At 70.6% G+C, this 14,424-nt stretch carries 14 protein-coding genes; 7 read left to right on the top strand and 7 right to left on the bottom strand.

The genetic code is table 11. The annotated features are described in order from the left end of the window. Position 1: 1 nt before the first annotated feature. The 6 genes from mscL to C8250_RS19605 form a co-directional block, all read right to left on the bottom strand. Positions 2–457 (bottom strand): large conductance mechanosensitive channel protein MscL, encoded by a 456-nt coding sequence (mscL, locus tag C8250_RS19630; protein ID WP_138354745.1) that lies wholly within the window; start codon positions 455–457, stop codon positions 2–4. Between the two features lie 102 nt (positions 458–559). Beyond that, positions 560–1,024 (bottom strand): hypothetical protein, encoded by a 465-nt coding sequence (locus tag C8250_RS19625; RefSeq protein ID WP_307811553.1) that lies wholly within the window; start codon positions 1,022–1,024, stop codon positions 560–562. 332 nt (positions 1,025–1,356) lie between these two features. Continuing rightward, positions 1,357–2,205, bottom strand: a complete 849-nt coding sequence (locus C8250_RS19620; protein WP_138354743.1) for an S-methyl-5'-thioadenosine phosphorylase — start codon at positions 2,203–2,205, stop codon at positions 1,357–1,359. Positions 2,206–2,321: 116 nt separating this feature from the next. Next, positions 2,322–2,636 (bottom strand): FmdB family zinc ribbon protein, encoded by a 315-nt coding sequence (locus C8250_RS19615; RefSeq protein WP_138354742.1) that lies wholly within the window; start codon positions 2,634–2,636, stop codon positions 2,322–2,324. A 66-nt stretch (positions 2,637–2,702) separates the two neighbouring features. Next, the gene (locus C8250_RS19610; RefSeq protein ID WP_244809209.1) at positions 2,703–3,998 is read right to left on the bottom strand and encodes an MFS transporter; all 1,296 of its coding nucleotides are present in this window, start codon (positions 3,996–3,998) and stop codon (positions 2,703–2,705) included. Positions 3,999–4,238: 240 nt separating this feature from the next. Beyond that, entirely contained in the window at positions 4,239–5,696 is a 1,458-nt protein-coding gene (locus C8250_RS19605) for a potassium/proton antiporter (protein WP_232485723.1), read from the bottom strand. A 215-nt stretch (positions 5,697–5,911) separates the two neighbouring features. Here C8250_RS19605 and C8250_RS19600 point away from each other — a divergent pair, with 215 nt between their 5' ends. Then, complete coding sequence (locus C8250_RS19600; RefSeq protein ID WP_138354739.1) at positions 5,912–8,614, top strand: penicillin acylase family protein; 2,703 nt, start codon at positions 5,912–5,914, stop codon at positions 8,612–8,614. Between the two features lie 7 nt (positions 8,615–8,621). Here the strand turns inward: C8250_RS19600 and C8250_RS19595 are convergent, their stop codons facing one another. Continuing rightward, entirely contained in the window at positions 8,622–9,215 is a 594-nt protein-coding gene (locus C8250_RS19595) for a 5-formyltetrahydrofolate cyclo-ligase (protein WP_138354738.1), read from the bottom strand. An 81-nt stretch (positions 9,216–9,296) separates the two neighbouring features. Here C8250_RS19595 and galU point away from each other — a divergent pair, with 81 nt between their 5' ends. From galU to glpR, 6 genes are all read left to right on the top strand, one after another. Then, a complete protein-coding gene (galU, locus tag C8250_RS19590) occupies positions 9,297–10,205 on the top strand; it encodes a UTP--glucose-1-phosphate uridylyltransferase GalU (RefSeq protein ID WP_138354737.1) in 909 nt (302 codons plus the stop codon). Positions 10,206–10,210: 5 nt separating this feature from the next. Continuing rightward, positions 10,211–11,494 carry a gephyrin-like molybdotransferase Glp gene (gene glp, locus C8250_RS19585; RefSeq protein WP_138354736.1) on the top strand — a complete coding sequence of 428 codons (1,284 nt, stop codon included), beginning with the start codon at positions 10,211–10,213 and terminating at the stop codon, positions 11,492–11,494. A 118-nt stretch (positions 11,495–11,612) separates the two neighbouring features. Continuing rightward, positions 11,613–12,095, top strand: coding sequence for a cyclic pyranopterin monophosphate synthase MoaC (gene moaC / locus C8250_RS19580; RefSeq protein ID WP_138354735.1), 483 nt, complete (start codon positions 11,613–11,615; stop codon positions 12,093–12,095). Next, complete coding sequence (locus C8250_RS19575) at positions 12,092–12,598, top strand: MogA/MoaB family molybdenum cofactor biosynthesis protein (protein WP_138354734.1); 507 nt, start codon at positions 12,092–12,094, stop codon at positions 12,596–12,598. Before moaC ends, C8250_RS19575 begins: the two co-directional genes overlap by 4 nt. Then, complete coding sequence (locus tag C8250_RS19570) at positions 12,595–13,215, top strand: GNAT family protein (RefSeq protein WP_187145295.1); 621 nt, start codon at positions 12,595–12,597, stop codon at positions 13,213–13,215. The genes C8250_RS19575 and C8250_RS19570 overlap by 4 nt, the downstream gene beginning before the upstream one ends. 117 nt (positions 13,216–13,332) lie before the next feature. Then, positions 13,333–14,379, top strand: a complete 1,047-nt coding sequence (gene glpR / locus C8250_RS19565; RefSeq protein ID WP_138354733.1) for a gephyrin-like molybdotransferase receptor GlpR — start codon at positions 13,333–13,335, stop codon at positions 14,377–14,379. Positions 14,380–14,424: the final 45 nt, after the last annotated feature.

Genomic DNA, 14,424 nt, shown 5'->3' with positions numbered 1-14,424 from the left:
CTCAGCTGCGCTGGGACACCATGACGTCGCGGATCTCGCGCAGCAGCGCCACCTCGGCGGCCTCCGCCTCCGCGTGCACCACGGCCTCCTGCCGGGCCCGCGCCGCCTTCTTCGCCAGGTAGCGGGACATCGGCAGCACCATCAGGAAATAGACCACCGCGGCAGTGATCACGAACGTGAGGACCGCGCTGAGCACCGAGCCCCACAGGATCGGAATACCGCTCACCGCGTCGCCCGCGTCGTTCACCACGCACGGGCCCTTGAGGCACGACCGGTAGTGCTCCAGATCCTTGGTGCCGAACGCACCGACCAGGGGATTGATGACGCCCTTGACCACGGAGCTCACGACGCTGGTGAACGCGGCACCGATGACGACGGCGACGGCCAGGTCGATCACGTTCCCGCGCATCAGGAATTCCTTGAAGCCGCCCAGGACCCCGGTCTTCTCGTCGCTCATTGAATTCTCTCTTTCCCCGCACACAGGTGACGGCACAGCAAGGCCCGCAACCTATGGCATTCCGGGAGTGAGGTGTCCAATCCGTACACACGAAAGAGTGAGTCAACACAGCGTCACCGCCAGGGGAGTTGACGCTGCCGCGCCGATGATCGCAGCAGCCGTCCGGCGCGGCACCGCCAGCACGATCAGCGCGCCCTCACCGATGCGTCCGGCCGCCTCGCCGCCGTCCGCCGGCACGGACACCACCGGCGCCGCAACGGCCACCACCCGGTCGGCGGCCAGCACGTCCACCCGGTCGCCGGGCCGTAACAGCCGCACCGCCGCCGCGTCCGCGATCCGCACCGGCGCCCGCACCGTGTCCGGGGCGTCGCGCACGTCCTGAGCTGCTGTCGCATCGCGACCGGATGCTATGGCCCGCGCGCCCCGGGCGTCCTGTGCGGCAGTCGCCGCCGGGGGTACGTGTGGTTCACCGCGTGGTGCCTGGGAGTCCGCGCGCGGGGCGGAGGCCGCCAGCGCGGCGGCGGCCATCGCCAGCCCCGCGGCCACGGCCCGGCGCCTGCGGTGCACCGGCCTCCACAGCCGGATCCGCCCGCGCCCGCCACCGGCCCGGATCGGCTGGAAGGACGGCACGACGCAGCGCGGGAGCGCGTAGGAATCCGGGGGAGTGGGAGCAGGAGAAGGGGATGCGGCGGGAGAGGGAGAGGGATTGGGAAATGCGGGCACGGCGACCACCGCCTCTTAGGGATCTCTGCGACTGGGATCCCTACGATCCCGCACCCGGCTGACGGCCCTCTCGGGCCTGTGGATTACTCACCAGTTGTGGAAAACTCCGTCACCCGCGCGGGTGAAAATCCCGAACCCGCAGATCCGCGAACCCGCGCACCCACAGCTCCACAGCCCTACGGCAGCGTGATCCCCGGGTCCTGGCCGCCCCACGGGTCCACGCACAGGCAGTTCCGCTCCGCGATCGGCGGCAGCCCGCCGACCACGTCGAACAGCACGGTCCGCATCCGGCCGACGTTCGCCGCGAAGACCTCCAGGACCTCCTCGTGGGAGACCCCCTCGCCCGTCTCGGCGCCCGCGTCCAGGTCCGTCACCAGCGTCAGGGACGTGTAGCAGAGCCCGAGTTCCCGCGCGAGGATCGCCTCGGGGTGCCCGGTCATGCCGACCACCGACCAGCCCTGCGCCGCATGCCACCGGGACTCCGCCCGGGTCGAGAACCGGGGCCCCTCGACGACGACCAGCGTCCCGCCGTCGACCGCGTCCCAGCCGCCCGCCCGCGCGGTGTCCACCGCGACCTGGCGGCCCACCGGGCAGTACGGGTCGGCCAGCGAGACATGCACGACGTTCGGCTGCCTGCCGTCCGGCAGCACCTCACCGTCGAAGTACGTCTGGACGCGGGACTTCGTGCGGTCCACGAGCTGGTCGGGCACCAGCAGGGTGCCGGGGCCGAACTCCGCGCGCAGTCCGCCCACCGCGCACGGGCCGAGCACCTGGCGCGCGCCGACCGAGCGCAGCGCCCACAGGTTGGCCCGGTAGTTGATCTTGTGCGGCGGCAAGTGGTGCTTGCGGCCGTGCCGCGGCAGGAATGCCACCCGCCGGCCGGCCACTTCGCCGAGGAAGAGCGAGTCGCTCGGCGGACCGTGGGGGGTCTCGACCGTGATCTCGGTCACATCCTCGAGGAACGAGTAGAAACCGGACCCGCCAATGACGCCGATATCGGCTCGCGCACCGCTCATCTCCACCATGCGGATCACCCTAACGGCGGCCGGATACGACGAGGACCCCGCCGACTGGATCGGCGGGGTCCGTCATCGACGCGTAAGCCTTGCGACTCGCTCGCGGGCTCACACGTGCACAGCGATCAGGCTGCGGAAGACCCGCTGGAAGAGCTGCTCGAACCGGATGAGGAGCTGCCGGACGATGCCGAGGACGGCGCGGACGTCGTCGAAGGCTTCGCATCCGAGCTGCTCTTGGCCGCGGGGGTGCTCGCCGAGGACGAGCCACGGCTGTCGGTCCGGTAGAAACCGGAACCCTTGAACACGACCCCGACCGCCGAGAAGATCTTGCGCAGGCGTCCGCTGCAGGTCGGGCAAACGGTCAGAGCGTCATCGCTGAACTTCTGCACCGCCTCGAGGCCCTCGCCGCACTCGGTGCACTGGTACTGGTACGTCGGCACTTGATCCTCCTGGCACTCTCACTCGATGAGTGCTAACGACATTCAATAGTGCAGCATTCCGCCGCGTCAGTCCACCGTGACCGGCACGCGGTGACTCATCCCACGTGTCGAACCCTGGACGATCCGTCCCTCGGAGCGTGGTTTGAGCCGCTTGCGCAGCGCCACGAGGGTGGCCAGAGCCAGCGCCGTACCGGCCAGCGGCACCACGAAGGCGGCGCTCGCGCTGACCCGGTCGGCCAGCTGGCCGGCGGCCGTGACCGCGATGGCCTGGCCGAGCGCGACCGAGCCGGTCAGCCAGGTGAAGGCCTCGGTGCGGGAGGTGGCCGGCACCAGGGATTCGACCAGGGTGTAGCCGGTGATCAGGGCGGGGGCGATGCACAGCCCGATGAGCAGGCCGAGCGCGCCGAGCAGCGGCACCGAGTGCACGGCCCACAGCGCGGAGCAGGCCAGTGCGAGCGCCGCGTACGCGATCAGCAGCCGGCCCTGCGGGCTGCGGCGCCAGGCGATGGCCCCGCAGACGACTCCGGCCAGCATGTTGCCCGCCGCGAAGGTGCCGTACAGCAGCCCCGCGATGCCCTGGCGGCCGATCTCCTCGGTGAAGGACGTCAGGCCGACCTGCATGCCGCCGAAGACCGCGCCGATGCCGAGGAAGGCCACGGCCAGCGCCCTGACGCCCGGGATGGTCAGCGCCGAGGTGTGCTTCGCGCGGACGCCGTCGACGGTCCTGTTGGGCGCCGGTGCGGTGCTGCGCTGGGCGGCGAAGAACAGGCCGCCGACCAGGGTGAGGGTGGCCTCGGCGATCAGGCCGGCCGCCGGGTGCACTCCCGTGCACAGCGCGGTGGCCAGCACTGGGCCGATGACGAAGGTGAACTCGTCCGTCACGGACTCGAAGGCCGCGGCGGTCGACATCAGGGGCGAACCGTCCAGCTTGGCCGCCCAGCGGGCCCGGACCATCGGTCCGATCTGCGGCACCGAGGCGCCGGCCGGCACGGCGGCCGCGAACAGCGCCCACAGGGGGGCGTGCGACAGGGCCAGCACGGTCAGCAGGATGACGGAGGCCGTGTGCACGAGGACGCCCGGCAACAGGACGGCGCTCTGTCCGAAACGGTCGGCGAGCTTGCCGTTCTGCGGGGCGAAGATCGCCATGGAGACACCGGTCACCGCGGCGACGGCGCCCGCCGTGCCGTAGGAGCCGGTGGTGTTCTGGACGAGCAGCACGATGCCGATGGTGAGCATCGCGAAGGGCTGCCGGGCCGCGAACCCGGGCAGCAGGAACGTCCAGGCGCGGGGTGTGCGCAGAAGTTGTCCGTAACCGGGCCGCTTGGTGGCGGGGCTGTCCGGCTGGTTCACCGTGGATGCCACGGCTTGGTCCTTTGTGCTGTCTGGTAGCGGCATCCGTCACGGATGGCGCCGAGAGCTGTCCGCTCGCGCAAGACACGGGACGACTGTGGTCGTCCCGTCGCGCCAGCTCTGCGTCAGACAGAGGTCTGTGTACTCAACACGTACGTGGTCAAGACGTACCGGCCCAGCTTAGCGGCACTCAGTGCCATTCGCCCCGAGTGCCACCCATTTCCCCCTGAGACCTCGCTCACCCCAGCTCGCTCACCCCTCGCCCAGCCAGTTCGCGAGCTTGCCGCCCTTCCCGATCGCGCGCAGCCGCCGCTCCGCCGCGTCCCGCACCGGATCGGTGGCGACGACCAGCAGCTCGTCGCCGCGCCGCAGCACCGTGTTCGGCAGCGGTACGAAGCTGGCCCCGTCCCGTACGACGAGCGTGACGGCCGCCCCGGCAGGCAGCCGCAGCTCGTTGACCTCCACGCCGTGCATCCGGGACTCCTCCGGGATGGACACCGAGAGGAGGTGGCCGCGCAGCCGTTCCAGCGGCGCCGACTCGATGCCCAGGTCGGCCGCCCCGTCGCGGACGCCGAGGCGCAGCCGCCGGGCGAGCCACGGCAGCGTCGGGCCCTGCACCAGCGTGTAGACGATCACCAGAATGAAGACGATGTTGAATATCCGGCGGCTGTTGGGCACGCCCGCGACCATCGGGATGGTGGCCAGCACGATGGGCACGGCGCCGCGCAGCCCGGCCCAGGACATCAGCGCCTGCTCGCGCCAGGGGATGCTGAACGGCGCCAGGCTCGCGGTCACCGACAGCGGTCTGGCCACCGCGGTCAGGATCAGGCCGATGACCAGTGCGGGCAGGATGTCGTCGCCGAGTTCGTGCGGGGTGACGAGCAGTCCGAGCAGGACGAAGAGGCCGATCTGCGCGATCCAGCCGAGCCCTTCGGCGAAGCCCCGGGTGGCCGGCCGGTGCGGCAGTTTCGCGTTGCCCAGTATCAGGGAGGCGATGTAGACGGCGAGGAATCCGGAGCCGTGCGCCGTCGCGCCGGCGGCGTAGGCGAAGACCGCGATGGCCATCACCGCGATCGGGTAGAGGCCGGAGGCGGGCAGGGCGATGTGCCGCAACGCGTAGGCGCCGAGCCAGCCGACCGTCAGTCCGATCGCGGCGCCGATCGCCAGCTCCATGGCGATCTCCGCGACGAGCACGTACCAGTGGTCGACGGGTCCCGCGGTGGAGAAGGCGACCACGAGGATGACGACCGGGGCGTCGTTGAAGCCGGATTCCGCTTCCAGAACTCCGGTGATTCGTTTCGGCAGCGGCACGTTGCGCAGGACCGAGAACACCGCCGCCGCGTCCGTGGACGACACCACCGCTCCGATGATGAGCGCCTGCCGCCAGTCCAGCCCCACCAGATAGTGGGCCGCACCCGCCGTGATGAAGACGCTCAGCATGAGGCCGAACGTCGAGAGCACGGCGGCGGCGGGCACCACCGGTTTGATCTCCTGCCACTTCGTGCCGAGTCCACCTTCGGCAAGAATCACCACAAGTGCCGCATATCCCAGGACCTGGGTCAGCTGGACGTCGTCGAAGGTGAAGCCGAACGGGCCGTCCTGGCCGATCGCGACGCCGATGCCGAGGTAGATGAGCAGAGTGGGCAGGCCGCTGCGGGACGCCAGTCGCACGGCGACCACCGCGATGAGCAGCACGAGGGCGCCGATCAACAGGAGTTCATTGAGACGGTGGACAGTCAGGGCGCGGTCCTTCCTCGAAGGCCAGGGAGAAGTTCATTGCCTTGCCTAACATTTTACCGGTACTTGAACTTCCGCGGTCAACGATGACTCCGCGTAGGGGTGCCCCGATCGCTGCGCCTATGGTTGCTCCAGCACCAATCCAGCACCAAGAGCACCCGGTCCACCCTGCCCCTCGAAGGACAGAGATGCCCGCCAAGAAGAAGTCCCGCCGCCTTCGCCTCTTTGTGATCGCGTTCGTGGTCCTGCTGGTGGGGGGCATCGGATACGGGTCGTACTGGAGCGTCAGCACCGTGCGGGCCTCGTTCCCCGAGACCACCGGTTCGCTGAAACTCAAGGGCCTGACCGCGCCGGTCGACGTGGAGCGTGACGGCAACGGCATCCCGCAGATCTACGCGGACACCTCCGAGGACCTGTTCCGGGCCCAGGGCTTCGTCCAGGCGCAGGACCGGTTCTACGAGATGGACGTCCGACGCCACCTCACCGCGGGCCGGCTGTCGGAGATGTTCGGCTCCGGACAGGTGGAGACCGACGCGTTCCTCCGCACGCTCGGCTGGCGCGGCATCGCGCAGAAGGAGTACGACACCAAGCTCGACGCGACGACCAAGAAGTACCTGCAGGCCTATTCGGACGGCGTCAACGCGTATCTGAAGGATCACAGCGGTGCGAGCCTGTCCGTCGAGTACGCGGCCCTGTCGTTCTCCAACGACTACAAGCCCGAGCAGTGGACCCCGGTCGACTCCGTCGCCTGGCTCAAGGCCATGGCCTGGGACCTGCGCGGCAACATGCAGGAGGAGATCGACCGGGCGCTCATGACGAGCCGGCTCGACAGCAGCCAGATCGAGTCGCTCTACCCCGGCTACCCGTACCAGCGGCACCAGCCGATCGTCGACGGCGGCAAGCTCGACCCGATCACCAAGAAGTACACACCGGCCGGTGCCGGGGGTACCCCGATCGCCGCCGGCGCCCTGAACAGCCAGCTCTCCGGGCTCTCCGAGATCATCGACCAGATGCCCAACCTGCTCGGCCCGTCCGGCAACGGCATCGGCTCCAACTCCTGGGTCGTCTCCGGCAAGTACACGACCACCGGCAAGCCGATGCTGGCCAACGACCCGCACCTGGCACCGCAGATGCCGTCCCTCTGGTACCAGATGGGGCTGCACTGCCGCAGCGTCGGCACGGCCTGTCCGTTCGACGTGGCCGGCTACACGTTCTCCGGAATGCCCGGTGTCGTCATCGGCCACAACCAGAACATCGCCTGGGGGATGACCAACCTCGGCGCCGACGTGACCGACCTGTACCTGGAGAAGGTCACCGCGGACAGCTACCTCTACGACGGCAAGCAGAAGCCGTTCACGACCCGCAAGGAGACCATCAAGGTCGCCGGCGGCGCCGACCGCGACATCGTCGTGCGCACCACCAACAACGGCCCGATCATCTCCGACCGCTCCGACGAACTGCTCAAGGTCGGCGAGAGCGCGCCCGTCCAGGACGCCGCCCCGGACCGCAGCGGCGGTTACGCGGTCGCCCTGCGGTGGACCGCACTCGACCCCGGCAAGAGCATGGACGCGGTCTTCGAGATCGACAAGGCGCAGGACTTCACCCAGTTCCGGGCCGCGGCGGCCGACTTCGAGGTCCCGTCACAGAACCTGATCTACGCCGACAAGCAGGGCCACATCGGCTACCAGGCCCCGGGCAGGATCCCGGTGCGCGCCAACGGCGACGGCCGCTACCCCGCGCCCGGCTGGGACTCGCGCTACCGCTGGGACACGTACATCCCGTTCAAGTCCATGCCCTGGGAGGAGGACCCGGCGCGCGGCTACATCGTCACCGCCAACCAGGCCGTGATCGACGAGGACAAGTACGGCCCGATGCTGACCAAGGACTGGGGCTACGGCGCCCGCAGCCAGCGCATCAACGACCTCATCGCGTCCAAGATCAAGGACGGCGGCAAGGTCTCCATGGACGACATGCAGTCCATGCAGTCCGACAGCAGCAGCGAGATCGCGAAGCTGCTGGTGCCCTATCTGCTCAAGGTCGACGTCAAGGACTCCTACGTCCGCGACGCCCAGCAGCTGCTGGAGGGCTGGGACTTCAACCAGGACGCCGACTCCGCGGCCGCCGCCTACTTCAACGCGGTCTGGCGCAACACCCTCAAGCTCGCCTTCGGCAACAAGCTGCCCAAGGAGCTGCGCCCCGAGGACCAGTGCCTGCGCGTCCCGGCCGTCGACCGGTCGGGCCCGGTCGACGACCTCAACGGCAAGAGCGAGACCGTCAACGAGTGCGGTGAGCGCGAAGCCGACCAGGCGCAGCCGGACGGCGGCGACCGCTGGTTCGAGGTGGTCCGCAAGATCCTTCCGGACGAGAAGAACGCCTGGTGGACGATGTCGCCGACCGCGTTCTTCGACAAGACCTCGGCGCCGTCCGCGCACACCACGCGGGACCAGCTGCTCCGGCAGGCGATGCAGGACGCGCGGTACGAGCTGACCGCCAAGCTCGGCAAGGACATCGACACCTGGAGCTGGGGCCGGCTGCACAAGCTGGAACTCAAGAACCAGACGCTGGGCACCGGCGGCCCCGCCGTGGTGAAGTGGCTGCTCAACCGCGGCCCGTGGCAGCTCGGCGGCGGCGAGGCGGCCGTCAACGCGACGGGCTGGAACGCGGCCGGTGGCTACGACGTCGTCTGGGTGCCGTCGATGCGCATGATCGTCAACCTCGACGACTTCGACAAGTCCCGCTGGATCAACCTCACCGGCGCCTCGGGGCACGCGTACAACGCGCACTACTCCGACCAGACGGCGCTGTGGGCCAAGGGCGAGCTCCTGCCGTGGGTCTTCTCCAGACCCACGGTGGACGGCGCGACGGACGACAAGATGGCGCTCACGCCGTAACCCCCTTTCAGGGGGTGAAGCGGTGGATCCCCTCGGGGGTGACCGCGAAGTGCACGGGGTGGTCGTGCGGTTCCCTCGGGACCCGGGCGACCACCTCGTTCGCGTAGAGCAGCACCATGAGGGCCGGCCGCCCGCCCGCCCGCTCCAGCCGCGCCAGCACGCGGTCGTACGAGCCCCCGCCGCGGCCCAGCCGCAGCCCGCGCCCGTCCACCGCGAGCCCCGGCAGCAGCACCACCCGGGCCCGCGTCACCGCGTCGGGTCCCAGGCGCGCGCCGGTCGGCTCGAACAGCCCCCGGTCCGTGCGCTCCAGCGCCTGCGGTCCCTCGTACTCCGCCCAGTCCAGGTCGTTATCGGCCATCAGTACGGGAAGCAGCACACGGGTGCCGGCGGCACGCAGCGCGTCGATCAGGTCGCGGGTGCCGGGTTCCGTGCCCATCGACACATAGGCGGCGACGGTGCCCGCCGCCCGGACCTCGGGCAGGTCAGCCACCCGGTCGGCCAGCGAGCGGGCCGCCGCCGCGCGCTCCTGCGGCGTCCGTCCGCGCCGGACGCCCAGCAACTCGGCGCGCAGCGCCCCCTTGGTGCCGTGGTTGTCGCTCATACCCCGCACTACCGCCGCCTATCAGCCGTTATCAACCGGAACTTCATCTTCACCTCACGCGCAGCGGTTATGGTGCACGGCATGACTCAAGCACGTACTCGGATCACCAAGGCCGTCATCCCGGCGGCGGGTCTCGGTACCCGGTTCCTGCCGGCCACCAAGGCCACGCCCAAGGAGATGCTGCCGGTCGTCGACAAGCCGGCGATCCAGTACGTGGTGGAGGAGGCGCGGGCGGCGAACCTCAGTGACGTGCTGATGATCACCGGGCGGAACAAGCGCGCGCTCGAGGACCACTTCGACCGGAACTACGAGCTGGAAGAGGCGCTGACCCGCAAGGGCGACGAGTCGCGGCTGGCGCGGGTGCGGGAGTCCAGCGACCTGGCCACGATGCACTACGTGCGACAGGGGGACCCGAAGGGTCTGGGGCACGCGGTGCTGTGCGCGGAGCCGCATGTGGGGGACCAGCCCTTCGCGGTGCTGCTGGGTGACGACCTGATCGACCCGCGGGACCCGCTGCTGTCACGCATGATCGACATCCAGGAGCGGTTCGGCGGCAGCGTCATCGCGCTGATGGAGGTCGACCCGGCGCAGATCCACCTGTACGGCTGCGCGGCGATCGTGCCCACCGCCGAGGACGACGTGGTGCGGGTGACGGACCTGGTCGAGAAGCCCGCGACGAACGAGGCACCGTCCTCGTACGCGATCATCGGCCGGTACGTGCTGGACCCGGCGGTGTTCGACGCGATCAAGAAGACGCCGCCCGGCCGCGGCGGGGAGATCCAGCTCACCGACGCGCTGCGGGAGATGTCCCACCGCGACGACGACGGCGGCCCGGTCCACGGCGTGGTCTTCACCGGGCGCCGCTACGACACCGGCGACCGCGCCGACTATCTGCGTGCCATTGTCAGACTCGCGTGCGAACGTGAAGACCTGGGCCCGGACTTCCGGACCTGGCTCCGCTCGTACGTGACTGAGGAGATGCAAGATTGAGCACCGTGGCTGACCGAATCTGGTCTGTCTCCGAGCACCTCGACAACATCCTCGGGCAGTTGTCCCCGCTGGAATCGATCGAGCTGCAACTCCTCGACGCCCAGGGCTGCGTCCTCGTCGAGGACGTCACCGTCCCCGTCGCGCTGCCGCCCTTCGACAACAGCGCGATGGACGGCTACGCGGTCCGCACCGCGGACACGGACGGGGCCACCGACGCGCACCCGGCGGTCCTGACCGTCATCGGGGATGTCGCGGCGGGCAGCGACCATCTGCCCACCGTCGGCCCCGGCCAGGCCGCCCGCATCATGACCGGCGCCCCGCTGCCGCCCGGCGCGGAGGCCGTCGTCCCCGTGGAGTGGACCGACGCCGGCACCGGCGGCGGACCGGCCACCACCATGCGGTCGCACAGCTCCGACCCGGCCGGCGCCAGCGGCGAGGTCCGGGTCCACCGTCCCGTCGAGGCGCGCCAGTACGTCAGGGCCCGCGGCAGCGACGTCGCCGCGGGGGAGCTGGCGCTGGCCGCCGGCACGATCCTCGGCCCGCCGCAGATCGGGCTGCTCGCCGCCATCGGCCGCGGCAGCGTCCGGGTGCGCCCGCGCCCCCGGGTCGTGGTGATGTCGACCGGCAGCGAGCTCGTACAGCCCGGCGAGGAGCTCAGCCCCGGCCGGATCCATGACTCCAACAGCTTCGCGCTGACCGCCGCCGCGCGGGACGCGGGCGCCATCGCGTACCGGGTGGGCGCCGTCGCCGATGACGTCGAGACACTGCGTGCCACCATCGAGGACCAGCTCATCCGGGCCGACATCATCGTCACCAGCGGTGGGGTGAGCGTCGGCGCGTACGACGTCGTCAAGGAGGCGCTCGCCTCGATCGAGGACGACGAGAGCCGTGTCGACTTCCGCAAGCTCGCCATGCAGCCCGGCAAGCCCCAGGGCTTCGGCCGGATCGGCCCCGACCGCATCCCGCTGCTGGCCCTGCCCGGCAACCCGGTCAGCGCGTATGTCTCCTTCGAGCTCTTCGTACGCCCCGCGATCCGCACGCTGATGGGCGCCGGCGCCGTGCACCGCGAGGTCGTGCGCGCGCTCTGCGACACGGCGATCGAGTCGTCGCCCGAGGGCAAGCGCCAGTTCCTCCGCGGCAAGTACGCGAACGGCACGGTGACCCCCGTCGGCGGCTCCGCGTCCCACCTGGTCAGATCGCTCGCGCACGCCAACGCGCTGATCGTCGTCCCGGAGGACACCACCTCCGTGGAGAAGGGCGCGGAGGTCGACGTGATCCGGCTGGACTAGGGCGTGGTGAAAAAGGTCCCGTGCGGTATCGACCGGGCCCTCCCGTTGAAGGCCCTGCGGCCCTTTTGATCCGCCCTCCCGGTACGGTGGCTGCCCAGAGGACCGGACCGGGAGAACGATGAGCAGCGCGCAAGAGCACCTCACCCACATCGACGAGGCCGGTGCGGCCCGGATGGTGGACGTCTCCGGCAAGGACGTCACCGCCCGCACGGCCCGCGCCACCGGCCGGGTACTCGTCGCCCCGCGCGTGATCGAGCTGCTGCGCGGTGAGGGCGTTCCCAAGGGCGACGCCCTCGCCACCGCGCGCATCGCGGGCATCATGGGCGCCAAGCGGACGCCGGACCTGATCCCGCTCTGCCATCCGCTCGCGCTGTCCGGGGTGACGCTCGACCTCGCCGTCACCGACGAGGCCGTGGAGATCGCCGCGACCGTGCGGACCACCGACCGCACCGGGGTCGAGATGGAGGCGCTCACCGCCGTCACCGTCGCGGCCCTGACCGTCATCGACATGGTCAAGGCCGTGGACAAGGCCGCCGTCATCACCGACGTGCGGGTCGAGACGAAGACCGGCGGCAAGTCCGGCGACTGGCAGCGGCCATGAGGGCGCTGGCGGTCACCGCGTCGAACCGCGCCGCCGCGGGTGTCTACGAGGACCGCGGCGGACCGCTGATCGTCGCTGCGCTGCGGGCTCTCGGCTTCGAGACCGACGGCCCGCGGGTGGTCCCGGACGGGGAGCCCGTCGGGCAGGCCCTGCGCGACGCAGTGGTGGCCTCCTACGACGTCGTCGTGACCACCGGTGGGACCGGGATCTCGCCCACCGACCGCACTCCGGAGGTCACCCGCGAGGTGCTGGACTACGAGATCCCCGGCATCGCCGAGGCGATCCGTGCCGCCGGGCGGGAGAAGGTGCCCACCGCGGTGCTGTCCCGTGGCGTCGCGGGCGTCGCCGGCGGCACCCTGGTGGTGAACCTTCCGGGCTCGACCGGTGGCGTCAAGGACGGCCTGGACGTGCTCGCCCCGCTCCTCGTCCACGCCGTCGACCAGATCCGCGGCGGCGACCACCCGCAATCCGGGCCCACCGGCCAGAAAAGAGGGGCGAGCTGAACGCGTCCTGGCCGGCCGAGCTGGTGGACGGTGACATCACCCTCCGCCCGATCCGGATGCGCGACCAGCGCTCCTGGCGCGAGGTCAACCGCCGCAACCGCGACTGGCTGCGGCCGTGGGAGGCCACCGTGCCGCCCGCGCCGCCCGGCCATGTCATCCAGCGCCCCACGTACCGTCAGATGGTGCGCCATCTGCGGTCGGAGGCGAACGCGGGCCGCATGCTGCCCTTCGTCATCGAGTACCAGGGGCGGCTGGCCGGTCAGTTGACCGTCGCCGGCGTCACCTGGGGCTCGATGTGCTCCGCCCATGTCGGCTACTGGGTCGACCGGTCGGTCGCCGGACGCGGCGTCATGCCGACCTCCGTCGCGCTCGCCGTCGACCACTGTTTCCGCCATGTCGGGCTGCACCGGGTCGAGGTGTGCATCCGGCCGGAGAACACCCCCAGTCGACGGGTGGTGGAAAAACTCGGATTTCGCGAAGAGGGTCCGCGCCCGCGCTATCTCCACATCGACGGTGCGTGGCGTGACCACTTGGTGTTCGCGTTGACGGCGGAGGAAGTGCCGGAGGGGCTGCTCAACCGATGGCGGCAGGCCAGGCCGGGAACGCCGCAGAAATAAAATAAATGTTCGAAAATGAACCCAATCACAAAAAAATCTCGGCATATCAGCCAGATCGTGCGACACACCGTGCGGAATTGCGTATGGCGTGTCTCCGTGGCACCTACCGTGTAATCCGTGAGCAGTAGTGGCCTCATCTACGCAGTCATCGTCGGGGCCTGGGCTGCCTACTTGGTGCCGATGTGGCTCCGTAGGCAGGATGAGCTCAACGAAGCGCGTCCGACGGAACGCTTCAGCACCGCCATCCGGCTGCTGTCCGGAAGGGCGGGGATGGAGCGTCGCGTCGCGAAAGCGCGCGATGAGAGCGATCAGCCCGCCGATGCACCGGACTCCGTCGACGACGTGGTGGACGTCCGGGGCCTCGCCGTGCCCGCGACCGAGATCAAACCCGCCCCGGCGGCCGTTCCGGCCCAGCAGTCCGCCCCGGCGCACCACCCCGTCCCCGCGCATCAGAAGGCGCAGCGTCCCGGCCCGGTGCACAACCCCCGGGCCAAGGTCCTCGCGCGCCGTCGCCGCACCACCACGCTCCTCTTCCTGGCCTTCACCGTCGGCGCGATCGTCGCCGCCGTGGGCGGCCTCGCGTTCCTGTGGGCGCCGGCGGCGCCCGCCGCGCTGCTGACCCTCTACATCGGCCATCTGCGCCGCCAGGAGCGCCGCCGCTTCGAGGTCAAGATCGACCAGCGCCGGGCCGCCGACGCCGCCGTGCGGCTGCGCGACCGCCCGCGCCCCCAGGCGGCCGACGAGCCGGACCTCGACGACGAGCCCGAGCCCGCCACCTCGCCGCGCACCGCGGACCGGCGGGCCCTGGTCGAGCAGACCGATCACGCGGAGTGGGTGGACCAGCAGCAGCGCGAGCAGCACGCGGCCCCCGACGACGGCTGGGACCCCGTACCGGTGCCGCTGCCCACGTACGTCACGGCGCCGGTCGCGCCCCGCACCCCGGGCGGCATCGACTTCACCGCGCCGGGCAACTGGAGCTCGGCCCGCTCCGGCACCACGCCGGGCCACCCGCAGGCCACGCCGGCCCCGGCCGCGGCCCCCGAGCCGGAGCCGCAGCGCGAGCTCCCGCGCCCCACCACCGGCCGCCGCTCCCGCGACCGTTCCCGCACCCCCTTGTTCGACCAGTACGCCGACCCGGACCGGCCGCGCGCCGCCAACGAGTGAGCGATCGGTGACCAGCGAGGATCTCGTTAACAACCACCCCCGAGA

This window comes from Streptomyces sp. So13.3 (assembly GCF_005860785.2).
GTDB lineage: Bacteria > Actinomycetota > Actinomycetes > Streptomycetales > Streptomycetaceae > Actinacidiphila > Actinacidiphila fildesensis.
The sequence above is the reverse complement of the archived record's forward strand: the minus strand, read 5'-3'. Positions and strand labels throughout refer to the sequence as shown.

What these genes read in the sequence shown, in the direction of transcription:
- C8250_RS19620 (WP_138354743.1), bottom strand. Translation starts at nt 2,205, where the DNA reads ATGGTGGAGATGAGCGGTGCGCGAGCCGATATCGGCGTCATTGGCGGG.
- C8250_RS19575 (WP_138354734.1), top strand. Translation starts at nt 12,092, where the DNA reads ATGAGGGCGCTGGCGGTCACCGCGTCGAACCGCGCCGCCGCGGGTGTC.
- C8250_RS19595 (WP_138354738.1), bottom strand. Translation starts at nt 9,215, where the DNA reads ATGAGCGACAACCACGGCACCAAGGGGGCGCTGCGCGCCGAGTTGCTG.
- galU (WP_138354737.1), top strand. Translation starts at nt 9,297, where the DNA reads ATGACTCAAGCACGTACTCGGATCACCAAGGCCGTCATCCCGGCGGCG.
- moaC (WP_138354735.1), top strand. Translation starts at nt 11,613, where the DNA reads ATGAGCAGCGCGCAAGAGCACCTCACCCACATCGACGAGGCCGGTGCG.
- mscL (WP_138354745.1), bottom strand. Translation starts at nt 457, where the DNA reads ATGAGCGACGAGAAGACCGGGGTCCTGGGCGGCTTCAAGGAATTCCTG.
- C8250_RS19600 (WP_138354739.1), top strand. Translation starts at nt 5,912, where the DNA reads ATGCCCGCCAAGAAGAAGTCCCGCCGCCTTCGCCTCTTTGTGATCGCG.